4 protein-coding genes are annotated in these 14,173 nt (G+C 49.9%); all 4 read right to left on the reverse strand.

The features are described from left to right. Window positions 1–30: 30 nt before the first annotated feature. The 4 genes from fabD to NSS66_RS05430 are packed head-to-tail and all read right to left on the reverse strand — an operon-like array spanning window position 31 to window position 14,172. Complete coding sequence (fabD, locus tag NSS66_RS05415; RefSeq protein WP_310167442.1) at window positions 31–1,278, reverse strand: ACP S-malonyltransferase; 1,248 nt, start codon at window positions 1,276–1,278, stop codon at window positions 31–33. 13 nt (window positions 1,279–1,291) lie between these two features. Further along, the gene (locus NSS66_RS05420) at window positions 1,292–8,425 is read right to left on the reverse strand and encodes an amino acid adenylation domain-containing protein (RefSeq protein WP_340958538.1); all 7,134 of its coding nucleotides are present in this window, start codon (window positions 8,423–8,425) and stop codon (window positions 1,292–1,294) included. A 36-nt stretch (window positions 8,426–8,461) separates the two neighbouring features. Continuing rightward, entirely contained in the window at window positions 8,462–10,096 is a 1,635-nt protein-coding gene (locus NSS66_RS05425; protein WP_338533343.1) for a carbamoyltransferase N-terminal domain-containing protein, read from the reverse strand. A 41-nt stretch (window positions 10,097–10,137) separates the two neighbouring features. Further along, window positions 10,138–14,172, reverse strand: a complete 4,035-nt coding sequence (locus tag NSS66_RS05430) for an SDR family NAD(P)-dependent oxidoreductase (protein ID WP_340958539.1) — start codon at window positions 14,170–14,172, stop codon at window positions 10,138–10,140. Window position 14,173 lies beyond the last annotated feature (1 nt).

Consider the following 14,173-nt stretch of genomic DNA (forward strand, 5'->3'; position numbering starts at 1 on the left):
ACTCCCTTCCGTTCCTCGTGTTCGCTGCGATTAGCTGACCTGAAACGCGGGAAATAATTCGCGTGTATGCGTATTGCTGAAAATCTGCTCAAACCGTTCAGCCCGTAGTTCCGTTGGTGTTAATTTGGTTGCAAAAATGGACTTTAGCTTGTCCAGCGCTTGCTGCATTTGTTCCATCGTTGGTTCTGTTCCGGTTGTGATCAATTGTTCGCGCAGGTTTTGCAATTCTTTGTATGGAACGACTACACCCTGCTCATACTCATCGTTATTCCAGTTCCGGTTCTGGGTTGAAACCGCAATCGCAATACAGGAGGTCACCAGACCCAAACCATCTGGTTTGCTCTCGATATCAGCATTCCGCAGCAATTCCAGAGTGGAGGGATGCTCAAAAGCAAAGGAATGAGCCGTAGAGGTGATACCAGCCATTAAATTTCTCAATACGGTTTTGGGGCCGATTTCTATAAAATGATTCACACCCTGATTCAGCATGTATTGAACGCTTCTGTGCCATTGCACAGGCTGTGCCATCTGGGACGTCAGGTTAGATAGGATATAACGACGATCCGCATAGGGTGTCGCTGTAACATTAGAGAGCACAGGCCATTGAAAACGGCCATAATCATATCTCTCCAGCTCCTCCCGAAATTTCCCCGCAGCGCTCCGCATTAAATTCGTATGGAACGGAAAGCCCACCTTGAGGCGAATCGTTTTGATTCCTCTACGGTTCAGTTCCTCTTCTGCCTTCTCCAGTGCAGGAGTATGACCCGAAATGACGAGCTGCTCAGAGGAATTATAATTCGCAATGCCGACCGATACACCGGCTGTCGAGGCTTTCTGGCACACCTCATCCACCTCACGCTCATGACTCCCGACTACCGCCAGCATCGCTCCTGTACCGGGAGCAACAGCTTCCTGCATCAGAATGCCCCGCTGACGTACTATTTTCACCGCATCCGAAAAAGCAAGCGCCCCTGTACTGACCAATGCCGAGAATTCTCCCAGACTGTGACCCGCTACCAGAGATGGAGCAAGCTTCAATTCCTGCATCAGTACACGAAAAGCTGCGATGCTCACGGTCAAAATGGCAGGCTGGGCATTAGCGGTCAGAGTCAGCTCATCCATGGAACCTGTGAAACAAAGCGTCTTTAGATCAAACCCCAGCGCATCCTCGGCCTCTTCAAAGGTTTCTCTTGCTACTGAATATTCATCGTATAAGCTTTGACCCATGCCTACATATTGAGAGCCTTGCCCCGGGAATAAAAATCCTAATTTTTTCATCGTTCCATCCTCCTTATAGTAGGTCTGCAATCTTGTGCAGTACGTGGACATAGGCCTTCATTATCTGTTCCGCCCAAGTCTTCTTCAGTTTTCCAGCTTGATATTCGCATAGGAACCGTACCTGCTCCGTGCGCACATCCATATGAAGCACCCAGTCAAATTGTCGGGTCACCTCATGTCCCGCCGGCGTATGATTCAGAAACACACAAGGGAGAAAAGCAGACGGATTGGCGTTTCCTGTCCCATTTGGCAACATAACTGGGATCGGGTAAAGGTCGGTCTCTTTCGCTTTTTGACGATGACCAGCAACCTCTATGCACAGGGCGCTAAAATCATCATTTTCCGTCAATCGTACACGCAGCGGATACAAGCTCTCCCCTGTCAGTTGTAATGCGAGGAAAGAGGACTGTCCATGGTGTACGAACTGTTTATGTGGTAATAGGTGCCCTTCACCGATGAGCAATACCAGTTCGGACTGACCTGTCATTTGTGACAAAACATACGTATAAACGGCTAGTAACAAGTCTGTTAGGGCAAAATCCTGACTCCAAACTGCTTTCTGTAACGTGGTCAGCAGGTCCGCAGGTAAGGTAAAGGTGAACGTAGCCTGCCCTTCGGCTCCTCCATCTGTCCGCATCGCCTTATTCCACGGAATAAAAGATAACGATTCAGCCAAGTAAAGACGCCAGTATTGCTCCTGACGCTCATATCGTTCCTGTTCCGCATCCGTCCATGCTTGTTCTCCTTGCTGCTGCTCCAGAAAACCGGAAAGTCTCGCAATCGTCGGATAGGCAAAGCAGTCTGCAACGCTGATTTTCCCTGGATAGATTTGCTGAAGACGAACATTCATTTGAATGAGCAGAACCGAATTGCCCCCCAGCTCAAAGAAATTATCGTGGATGCCAAGTCCACTTCTGTGCAATACCTCTTCCCAAATTCGGCTGACCTGCATTTCCACCTCTGTAGCAGGTGCTGTATATTCCACTTCAAGAAGAGGACGGCTAGGATCCGGCTTGGGCAGCATTCGACGGTTTACTTTTCCGTTCGGCGTTAAAGGCATCTCCGACAAGGTAATAAAATGCGAGGGAACCATATATTCTGGCAGCCGGGCAAGCAAATGATTACGTAGCTCACTCACTGATAAAGTCTGCTGGCCTACCCAATAGGCACAAAGGGAGTGGTTCTCCTGTTCATCTGATCGGTCCTGTACCACCACAGCTTCCCGAATGGCAGGATGAGCCAGCAGCGCCTGTTCAATTTCCCCCAGTTCCACCCGATAGCCACGGACCTTGATCTGATCATCCATCCGGCCCAACACTTCAATCTCGCCGTTATGCAGCCACCGTGCCAAATCTCCGGTCTTAAACATTCGCTCACCGGACCGGAACGGATTGGCTTTGAACTTCTCGGATGTTAGCTCAGGGCGCTTGTCATAACCGGATGCAAGTCCCTTGCCTCCAATCCAGAGATCACCCGCTACAAGATCCGGTACAGGCTGGAGCTGCCCATCCAGAATATATACTTGTGTATTCGCTATCGGCGTACCCACTCTCACCCGCTCATGCTGGGTAAGCTCCTGCACAGTTGACCAGACTGTAGTTTCGGTTGGGCCGTACATATTAAAAATGCGCGCAGTGGTCACGTCCTGCGTCTGACGAAGCAATGACTCTGGTAAAGCCTCGCCTCCCACCATTACGACCTGCAACGTGCGCATACTCTCTTTTGCTTCCGGGTGCATAAGCAAAAGCTGAAGCCGCGAGGGTGTCATTTGCAGCAAGTGCGGACCTGTTCGGTGAATTGCCTCCAACAGCAGTTCAGCATTCGCCTGCTCTTCTCCCGTAGATAACACTACCCGTAGCCCCTTCGCCAAAGGCAGTAGCGTTTCCAATACAAAAATATCAAATGCGGCAGTAGTTACTGAGAAGAAGGTTTGACCTTCAGGAAACGGTATTCGCTCGGTAATCCCGTAGATCAGGTTAACGATGGCTTCCTGACGGATCATCACGCCTTTCGGATGTCCGGTCGAGCCTGAGGTGAAAATCATATACGCCAAATCATGGGGTCCCGGCTGTGTGATCTCCAGCCTTTTTCCATCCTGAAGGTATATACTCTCGTCATTCAACGAAATGACTTCGCCTCTAAAATCCAGTCCATCCAGCAGTGTGTCCCGACTAATCAGCCATTGCGCTTCACTCTCTTCCAGCATGTAGGAAATACGGGCCGCAGGATAGTCGGGGTCGATCGGCAAATAGGCAGCACCTGCCTTTAAAATGCCGAGCATCGCCGTCAGCAAATCTACCGACCGTTCCAGCAGCAAGGCAACCACCGTATTCACGTCCGCTCCTTTGCTGCGCAATGTTCTCGCCACCCGATTGGACAGGACATCCAGCTCGCCATAGGTCAAACACTGGCTCCCACATTCTACCGCTATGGCGTCCGGCATCCGTGCAGCCTGTTCTTCGAACAGGTGGTGCATCAGCTTGTCAGCCGGAAACGCAAGCTCAGTCGCATTGCGGTCGACAAGGATGCGTGATTGCTCCGCAGGAGTCAGCAGGCTGGCAGCATACAGGGGGCGGTCTGGCTGCGAAGTCAGTTGGGCCACCAGCTCTATGAAATGCTGCGCCATCTGGCGAACCGTATGCTCGCGGAACAGTTCCGTGCTGTATTCAAAGGTACAATGCAGCCCATTACGGCTAATATTACTTGCACCTTTCTCAGTCGGCATCTCAACCACGGTCAGCATCAAATCAAATGAAGCAAAAGAATTTTCCAACGGATAAGGCTTCACCAGTAAACCCGGCACTTCCCTGCTGCCATCCATAAAATTTTGCAGCCGAAACATCGTGTCAAACAGCGGATTACGACTCAAATCCCGCTGGAGATGCAAGCGATTGACGAGCATATCAAAGGGGTAATCCTGATGCTCAAACGCATTCAACGCATTGTCTTTAACCTCGTCCAGAAACTGTCGGAAGGTCTTCTCCTGTACGGGAGCATTTCGTAACGTAAGTGTATTTACGAACATACCGAGCATCCGCTCCAGCTGAACATGCGATCTTCCGGCTATTGGCGTACCCACCACGATGTCCTCCTGCCCACTATAGCGGGACAAGAATACATTGTATGCTGCAAGCAAAACCATGAATAACGTGGCACCACTCTCCGTTGCCAGCTTCCGCAAACTTGTTGCACAGTCTGACGACAGACTAAATTCCAGCGAGCCCCCGGCAAAGCTCCTTTGTCTTGGTCTTGGATAATCTCCCGGCAGATTCAGAAGCGGAATGTCCTTTCCAGTGTGCTGTTCGTCGAACATCTTCAGCCAGAACGCTTCCTGTTCTTTCAGATGTTCTCCGCTGAGCTGTGTATGCTGCCAGGCGGCAAAGTCTTTATACTGAATGTGCGATTTTTCCAGAGTGCTTCCTTCCATTAGGGAGATAAACTCATCAATAAGCACTGTCGCAGAAATTCCATCAAAAATAATATGATGCACATCCAGCAGTAGAACATGGCTCTGCTCCGCTAATCGAACCAGCATTACCCGTAAAAGCGGGGGCTGTTGCAAATCAAAAGGACGCAAAAATGATTGCTGAATCTGCGGCATATCGGCCGCCGTCCCTTCGGTATATTCCATTTTCCAAGCTACATCCGAATGAATCTGCTGTACTACTTCATCCTCCAGCAGGGTAAAGCCCGTTCGAAATACTTCATGCCGGAGCAGTAATGTTCGAAACAGACGTTCAAGCTGCTCTCGTTGGATACTGCCTTCCAAATGCCATGCAGTGAACACGTGATTGCTCAGGCTTTCTCCTTCCAATTGATGCAAAACAAATAATCGTCTTTGAGCGGCGGAAACTGGGTAATACTCCTGCTCAGGCAACGGTTCGATAGAAGTTGCATGAACAGAGGTCTTTTGACGAAGCAAATCTGCCAGCTCACGAATGGTTTGATGATCAAAGAGTTCTTTGAACGTCACTTTCACCTGCAAGCGCTCCTGAATCCGGTAAATCATTTTTGCCATCTTGAGTGAATGTCCACCCAACGCAAAAAAGGGGTCCTGTACACCCACTTGCGCTATATCCAAAATTTCTGCCCAAATGGTGGATAGCTCCTGCTCCATGCCGTCTCTTGGAGGTACATATTCTGTTCCTGCAAGACTTCTTCCCTCAGGTTTTGGCATGTGCTTACGGTCGATTTTACCGTGTGGGGTCAAAGGCATGGCTTCGAGAGGGACCAACAGACCGGGAACCATATAGTCGGGAAGCCGTTCTTTTAGATGTTCACGTACCCCTTCTGACGTCATTTCCGGCGACTGCAATGTGTAGTAGCCGATCAACCCGGTTAATCCCGTTTCCTCCACATGTGCAATCACCGCTGCCTCACGAATAGATGGAAGACTGACCAGCGCCTGCTCAACTTCCTTCATTTCGACGCGAAATCCCCGCACCTGAACCTGATCGTCCTTTCGCCCAAGATACTGAAATTGCCCGTCCGGGGTCTGACAGCCTAAGTCTCCCGTTCGATAAAGCCTTTCTCCGGTCAACGGATGCGTAGTGAAGGCTTTGGCTGTCAAATCCGGCTTGGCCCAATATCCACTCGCCAGTCCTGTCCCGCCGATACAAATCTCGCCTTGCACTTGGAATCCGGCAAGCTGTCCATCCTGATCCAGCACATACACATGAGTATTCGCAATCGGCAGCCCCAGAGGAATACGTAATGTTCCTGCATCCGGCTTGTGCTGAATGATATGCTGGGTCGCATAGATGGCCGATTCGGTCATGCCGTATAGATTGGCGATTTTCGCTGTGCGAAAAAGAGTGTACCATTCCTGCACGATATTCACCGGAAGCGCTTCGCCCCCGTTAAAAATCCACTTTAGATCAGGCAATGGATGAGATTCCCCCGCATTTCGTACAGCACTTAGGAAAACATTCATGAGCGCAGGAACAAATTGAGTAACCGTCACTTTTTCCCGCTCCATAAATGGGTATAGCTGTGCAGGGTCTTTGACGATATCCGCAGGTACAATCGTTAATTTGGCTCCCTCCATCAGCGGCCAGAACCATTCCCACACCGAGTCTGTAAAGCTGGTAGACGTCTTCTGCGCGATGACATCGTCTGCTCCCAGAGCAAAGGTATCCTGCAACCAAAATAACGTATTCAGCACAGCCTTATGGGTCATCATCACCCCTTTGGGCTGTCCCGTGGAGCCAGATGTGTACATGATATACGCCAGGTCTTTTTCATTAGGAATATTTTGCAGACTCAGATCATCCGTAGACATCCCTTGTGCTTTGACAGGAATAAAATAAGACTCATCCCCTCGCATCTCCCGCAGTCTAACGATCCACTCCGACTCTCCCCATACCGTTTCATCCAGACAAATGACAGTTTTAATACAGTCTGGCAAATGATCTAACGTCCGCCCGAAATAACGTGAATTCGTAACAAGCACGCGGCACGAACTGTCGTCAAGCATATATTGGATTCGGGATTGCGGATAATCAGGATCAATCGGTACATAGGCACCACCAGCCTTCATAATCCCTAAAATAGCGGTAAGCAATGGGACATTCCTATCCCCCATAGTGGCAACCAGCGAGTTCGGACGAACTCCATAGCGACTGAAAAGCTGTCCCAATTGGTTGGAGCGAAGGTGCAGCTCCTTATAGGTGACAGCCATGTCGCCGTCCAGAACCCCCACTGCATCAGGGGTACGGAGCGTCTGCTCCTGAATACGAGACGTAATTGTGACTCCAGCCGGATAAACCTTCTGCGTATCATTAACACGATGGATGACCGCGCGTTCCTCTGCCCCCATGTAATCCATTTTCCACACAGACTGCTCCGGGTCCTGAATGGCACCCGCAATAATGTTACGGAAATACGCTCCGATCCTGGACATCGTTAAGGCTGTAAACAAATCTGTTCCATAGCTAAGCGATATGACCAATTCGTCATTTACGGATTCCACAATTACGGTCAAGTCAAACTCGTTCGCGTCGGCACCATTTCCCAGCTTGATTCTTTCCATCGGGATTCCCCCGAAGTTCTCCTCATTTTTGGAGCCGGCTGCAAAATTAATTAGAACGTCAAACAGTGGGGCACGATTTAGGCGGCGTGGACGGTTCAATACCTGCAATAGCTTGTCAAAAGGATAGTCCTGATGGGCGTATGCTCCTGCGCACTCATCTTTAACTTGTTGTAACAATCGGGAAAAAGAAATGTCTCGAGAAAGTCGATTCCGCAGCACGAGAGTATTCACAAAAAAACCCATCAGGTTTCGAACCTGCTTTTGATTCCGTCCCGCCACAGGAGTACCAATAATAATGTCCTCTTGCTGAGTAAGCCGGGCTAATAACACATTTAGACTGGCAACGATCGACATGAACATGGTGGTTCCGTACGTGCGGTTCAACCGCTCCAAGCCCGCGCATAATTCCGCATCCAGAATGACCTTTTCCACCGCCGCCGGAGCATTTCGGATGGTCGGACGCGGAAAATCCAAAGGCAATTGAAGACTTGGCAATTCACCATCCAATCGGGATTTCCAGTATTGCTCCTGCGAGCTTAGTTTTCCAGTAAGCACCTGCTGATTTTGCCAATGTGCATAATCAATATACTGGATCGGCAATTCTGGCAAATGGGGGCTTGTTCCTTGCTCCAACGCCTGATAAATATGAAACAGTTCTTGAAAAAACAGATCCATAGACCAACCATCTTCAATGATGTGGTGCATACAAATATGAAAAACATAGTCGTTTGCCGCCAGCATGTAGATCTGTGCCCGCCATAATGGACTCTGCTCCAGATCAAAAGGCTGATTCATCACAGTCTGTATTTCTTTTTGTACCTCTGCCCACGCTGTTTCTTCCCCTGTATCCGATACATCCACAACAGGCACGTTTAAGGTCAATTGCTCCAGCACCACTTGCTTCGGTACACCTTCGACCACCGTGAACACTGTACGAAGGATAAAATGTCTTTCAACGATGGTATGGAGGGCCTGCTGTAAATACGCGGTATTCACAGCTTGTCTGATTCGAACGGCTACCGACTGATTTAAGGCGCTGCTCTGAGCGTCCAGCTGGGACTGAACCCAGAACCGTTTCTGCCCATGAGACAGATCATAGGTCTGCTTCTCTCCCATGTGTAAACCTCCATCTGTACATTATTCGAGGATATGCTACTGCTTTTCGTATAACGTTTCATTGCACCAGACATACCGGGTTCCGTTCCATTCGGTTGCAGAACGTACATCCGGGAAAAAGCCGCTGCCGAGCAGATTGGCGCTAGTATTGCACAGCACTGGAATACCGCTCAAATTCTCGTACGCATGCAGCAATTCATAGATCAGCGGATTATCCTCCCGACTCACCGTCTGCAGGCGTGCCGTTCCATCGAGATGACGGATCGCAGGAATGCGTTCCACCCATTCATCACGCAACATATGATCAAAAAGCATATACGGATCACGTGTTCCCGGTGAAAAAATAGCAGGTGCATGCTCCTCCATACAAATCGGTGAGACCGGACGATAGTCTTCCCGCTGCTTGATGGCATTCAGGCGGTCTTTCATATCCGGTTGAACGGCAGCTGCCAGTATACTCCGGTTGCCCAAAGCACGTGGTCCCAGTTCCGCCCGATCATGCAGCACCACGACAGGTTCATCTGTCGTATGCAGCAGCTCCGCGAGCTGTGCTACCGTACAAGCACGTGATTCCCAACCTTCTGCTGGCTCATTTTGAATGACCATGGGTCCGCTGTACACAGACCAATTCAAATGAGGATGACCTGTCTGATGAATCATTTCACAACAGGCAGCACCAATAGCCGAACCTGTATCATTGGTAAACGGAGAAACAAACACATCGTCAAATAATCCGCTTTCCCGAATCGCACTGTTCCATTTGATATTCAGAGAACAGCCTCCTATAAAGCAAAAGTTTCGTGTTTTCCGTCCATGCTTGGTCACACTCGCCTCCAGCGAGGTTACGAGAAGCTGCTCCAAATACTGATGGAAAGACGCCATGGCGTCTGCATGCGGAATATGATGCTCATCTACATATCGCTTGATTTCCTGGGAAAAGGTCCAGTTAAACTCCAGCGAGGGTGAAAAATGCCGTGCATACGTTAATTCAAACTGTTCGAGCAGCTCTGGACGTACCTGTCCCTTGGCAATGTAGGCCATGACCTTGCCCGCTACCGAAAGATCATCCACACGTGGTCCTTGCCCTCCGCGCAGAAATGGCTCAAAGTGCAGCGAAAACAGTGAATAAATGTTGCCAATGTACATGAAGAGAGGACCCAGATTTTCTAATTTTCCGTTCGCTGGATCAAAGTAATAAAAACGCGGATACATGCCGCCATCGTACACAAGCGCGTAAGACGGCTCCTTGGTCACCGCATAAGGACTTGCACAATAGGTGCTGGCGATATGTGTGGTTGAATGCATATAGCTGGTATAGTCGTAGGTTCTTCCGCCAATGGCAAGACCACTGCCTGAATAGGCTTGGAGCGCGTCGGCTGATAGCGATACTTCGCGGTAAGGTGCAACCGTGAGAGACAGCTCCTGTCCATGGGAACGCGTGTCCACCTTGCTTTCCTTCAATCCGGCCCAGCCGTCGATGACAAACCGATCCACATCTGCCGAGGTATAGCCATGCAGGTTAAGCACTTCCTCGACAAAATCCAAATCAGGAATTTCGCTGTAGCGTTTGTTGTTATTGAATTTTTCAACCTCGTAGCTGAAAATAAGCTTGTTATCCTCAATCAAGGCCACACTACCATCATGCGTTAATTTCAGTCCGCAGAATAACATGTTCCTTCACTCCTCACCTGTTAGCCCAACACAAAGCCGCTTTATTGTTCAGCCTCAGCAAAATGACGTGGTAATACCGGAATGATATCGGATTCCTCGAAATCGACACGATTGGATTCATCTATCCAGCTTCCCAGCCCGGCCACCGTTGGCTCCTGAAAAAAGACCTGAATCGGTACATCTATGGCCAGCTGGTCTTTAATTTTAGCAATGACACTCATCAGCATCAGCGAATCTCCATTTTCAAAAAAGTCCTGGTGTATGCTAATTTCCTCATGCCCCAGTACCTCGCCCCAAATCTGACCTAGCTGCCGTTCTGTTTTCGAATACGCATCTCCATCACGGCCGATCAAGGTCACTTGAATGTGAGAGTTCATGTGCACTCCAGTGTCCGTAGCCTCCGACTTGGGCTGTAGCGTACGAAACAGCTCTTCCTCGAAGGAGACAAATTTAGCACCCAGCTTCACATTTCGCTGGATCATATCGTTCAGTGCCTCATTAGAGGTAATGAACTGCTTCAGCTCTTGATAGGACTCCAGCAGATGACTGTAGGCTTCAGATTCTTGATCGTTGTGCCCCTGCGCTTGCTCTGTAATTTCCTTTGTTAAGTCTGGGGAAAAGCGGACCTTGAGCAGCGTCAACACTTGAGCCAGCTCCTGGCTGCGAATGTTGGCAATGACCGTTTGGGTCAGTTTATATTGCAAAAGCCGATCAAACAGCTTGCCATAGTCCTCCGACGAAATCGGCTGAGATAACATCCGTTGATCCATCAGCTCGTCCGATGTAGCCCCCATCTCCAGATGCGACCAGTTGATCGCCATCATCTCCATGCCACGACGGCTCTGATAGTGGGCATACTGATCCAGAAATGCATTTGCAGCAGCGTAGCTACCCAAGCCTACACCTCCCAGCTGCGAAGCCACTGACGAGAAAAGAATCCAGAAGTCCAGCGTTTGATCCTTAGTCACCTCGTTTAACACCCATGTTCCTATTACCTTGGCTCCCATGGTTCGCTGGAACCCCGCTGCATCCATCTGCTCCAGACGAATTTCCTCCAAATGCATCGCGGCATTCATGACCCCATGAATCGGGCCATAACGTGCATGTACATCATCCACGACCTTCTTCATTGCATCCAGATCCGTGATATCTGCCGCATAGTAGCTCACCTCGGAGCCGAGCTTTTCAATCTCCAACAGTCCACGGATTTTCTTCGTAATTTCAGAGGTATCCAGCCCCGCAGCTCGTTCCTGCCAGCTTTCCCGGTCTGGAAGCACAGTACGGTTCACCAGCACGAGCTTAACCTTCGCCTGCCGGGCAAGATAGCGGCAGGTTTCCAGTCCAACTGAACCGGCTCCCCCGGCAATCAGATAGACGCCACCCTCACGGATTGTAATCTTCCGATGTGGATGAGCTGTAAGCTGCATCCGTTCCAGCTGCTGCGTATACCGCTGACCGCTTCGCCATGCTGAACTTTGATCTGCTTCGTCCCGATCCAATTCCAGCATGATTTCCTGAGCAATGTCAGAATTGTCGCGTCCGATCGTTTCTACATCCATACAGCTACAACGATGCTGACTATATTCCTGCGAGATGACCTTCATCAATCCCCACAGAGGCGCTTTTTCCGGGAACACATATGTATCCTCCGCTACGACCAGCTGTGCGTAGTTCGAGACGACTTTGATTTCCAACAGGCGATGAATCGAGCTTGCCTGAACAGCCTTCATCAAATAAAAAAGACTTAAAGCCCCTTGCTCCTGACTTTCATTCAAATCATCGAGCTGTCGCATGCGACTGCGAATTTCGGTGCAGGTCCACAAGTGGACGATACCGGAAAGCTCTGCTCCCCCTCGCGTCTCAACCTCGGTCACGGCTGCAAGCAGCCTGTTATAATCCTCCGCATAGCCGGGACGAATCTGATAATGGCTCGGATCTATGGCAGCATAATCAGATGCAGCCTCTACGATAATAGGTGTGAGTCCTTGATCCTTCATAAACTCGCTTAGTGAAGCAGCTACGCCTTCTTCATCCGCCAGAATAAGCCATGACTTGCTGGTAACCGACCGTTCTTGGGAGGCAGAAGCCGTCAACGGACTGGCTACCCAATTCAGTTCATAGAACCACTGGTCAACCTGCTTCTCTGGTACCGATCTCAAGGCTGGGGAATCTGCTACACGCTCCATCGCATGCTCCGGGATATAATTCACCCAATGTCGTTTGCCTGCAAATGGATATACAGGTAAAGGAACACGATGTCTTTGATCCAAATCATGCAGAGCTGTCCAATTGATCTCGCTACCTTGCATATATTCATCCACAACCCGATCTAGGCTGGTGTCAGGCTGTACCTTGAAGCTTTTCTCCTCACGGGTCGTTAGGCGGGTATAATATATCCCCTCTCCCGCTAAAGCTGGACGTGCAGCTTCATCTGCATTTGCAAAACGCTCCAGCCCTTCCTTCAATTCTTCAAGACTTGTAGCTACAATCGCAAGCCGATAAGCATAGTGCCCCCGTCCCTGATTGCTTGTAAAACAAATATCTGGCAGCGCATGAGCCGTGCGATCCAAAAACGTACGATAACGGTCAACCAAAGCATCAAAGGAAGCTTTACTCTTGGCAGACAACGTAAATACATACGGTACGTTTTCTCCACTGGCGGACTGGCTCTGCTCGTCCTGCTCATATTCCTCCAATATGACATGACAGTTAGTTCCTGCTAGACCAAAAGCACTTACTCCTGCCCGCCGTGGCACTCCTGCCTCCGTCTCCCATGGAACCAACTCTGTATTCACATACACAGGCGATTCAATGAAATTAATGTGCGGATTCGGCTCGTTAAAATGGAGGGTTGCCGGAATCTCCTTCTTTTGCAATAACAGCACTGTTTTGATTAGACCTGCAATACCGGCTGCGGTGTCCAGATGACCTATGTTCGTTTTCACCGCGCCCAAGGCACAAAAATGCCGCTTGTCCGTGTAGCTGCGGAAGGCGTTGGTAATGCCTTCAATCTCAATTGGGTCACCTAGACGAGTTCCTGTACCGTGAGCCTCAATGTAGGTTACCGTTTCCGGAGAGATACCCGCATTACGCCAAGCTTCCTTCATTAGCTCCGTCTGAGCCAAGGCACTTGGCGCGGTAATGCCGTTGGACTTTCCGTCCGAATTCATGGAGCTGCCTTTAATGACAGCGTAGATATGGTCCCGATCCTTTTTAGCCTTTTCCAGCGTCTTCAGTACGATGACCCCGAATCCCTCGCCCCATACCGTCCCATTCGCTGCGGCATCGAAGGTGCGCGCAACAGAGTCGGGAGAAGCAATGCCGATATCGACCAGCCCTTCATCTACAGGAAACAGGGTCAGGTTCAGCCCGCCGGCTACAGCCATGTCACAATCGCCAGTAATCAGTCCTTTGACCGCATGATGCACAGCAGCCAAAGATGCCGAGCAGGCGGTATCAATCAGATGGCTGCCGCTGGCGAGATTCAGCAAGTAGGCCACCCGACTGGCTACGACTGAAATGGTATTGCCGGGTAAGGCATACGGTTCCATGTTCTGAATCAGTTGCAAGTAATCGGCATCCGTATCCCCTACGTATACCCCGGTTCGTGAGCCGTACAATTCCTTTTCGGCATAGCCGGCATCCTCCAGTGCTTCCCAGGTAACTTCAAGGAAAATGCGCTGCAAAGGGTCCATACACCGGGCTTCTGCGGGAGTAATGTTAAAATATTCCGCATCAAAACGATCAATATGGTCCAAATAGGCTCCTCTGCGATACTTGATCTCCGGCGCGTATCGTTTACCTTTAAAATAGTCCCGAATAGGCTGGTCCACGTCAGCCTTGCGGCTTTCCGGGAAGTCCCTCACGGCATCCATGCTGTTCACAAGATTATCCCAAAACTCATCTGTTCCATTTGCGCCCGGAAAACGACAGGCCATCCCAACAACGGCAATATCATCAACCTTCACCGTTTTGGACTCATTTTCGAATAGCTCTTTTAGCATCGGCAGAGCTTCTATCTTGGAGAGATGTTTTGCGGCAACCTGAGCTAGCAAATAATTCTGAACCCGTTTCATA

Source organism: Paenibacillus sp. FSL R10-2748 (assembly GCF_038005565.1).
Classification (GTDB): Bacteria; Bacillota; Bacilli; order Paenibacillales; family Paenibacillaceae; genus Paenibacillus; species Paenibacillus polymyxa_B.

Bases quoted from the DNA above. Each gene is read 5' to 3' on its own strand.
- fabD (WP_310167442.1), bottom strand. From the start codon at position 1,278: ATGAAAAAATTAGGATTTTTATTCCCGGGGCAAGGCTCTCAATATGTA.
- NSS66_RS05420 (WP_340958538.1), bottom strand. From the start codon at position 8,425: ATGGGAGAGAAGCAGACCTATGATCTGTCTCATGGGCAGAAACGGTTC.
- NSS66_RS05425 (WP_338533343.1), bottom strand. From the start codon at position 10,096: ATGTTATTCTGCGGACTGAAATTAACGCATGATGGTAGTGTGGCCTTG.
- NSS66_RS05430 (WP_340958539.1), bottom strand. From the start codon at position 14,172: ATGAAACGGGTTCAGAATTATTTGCTAGCTCAGGTTGCCGCAAAACAT.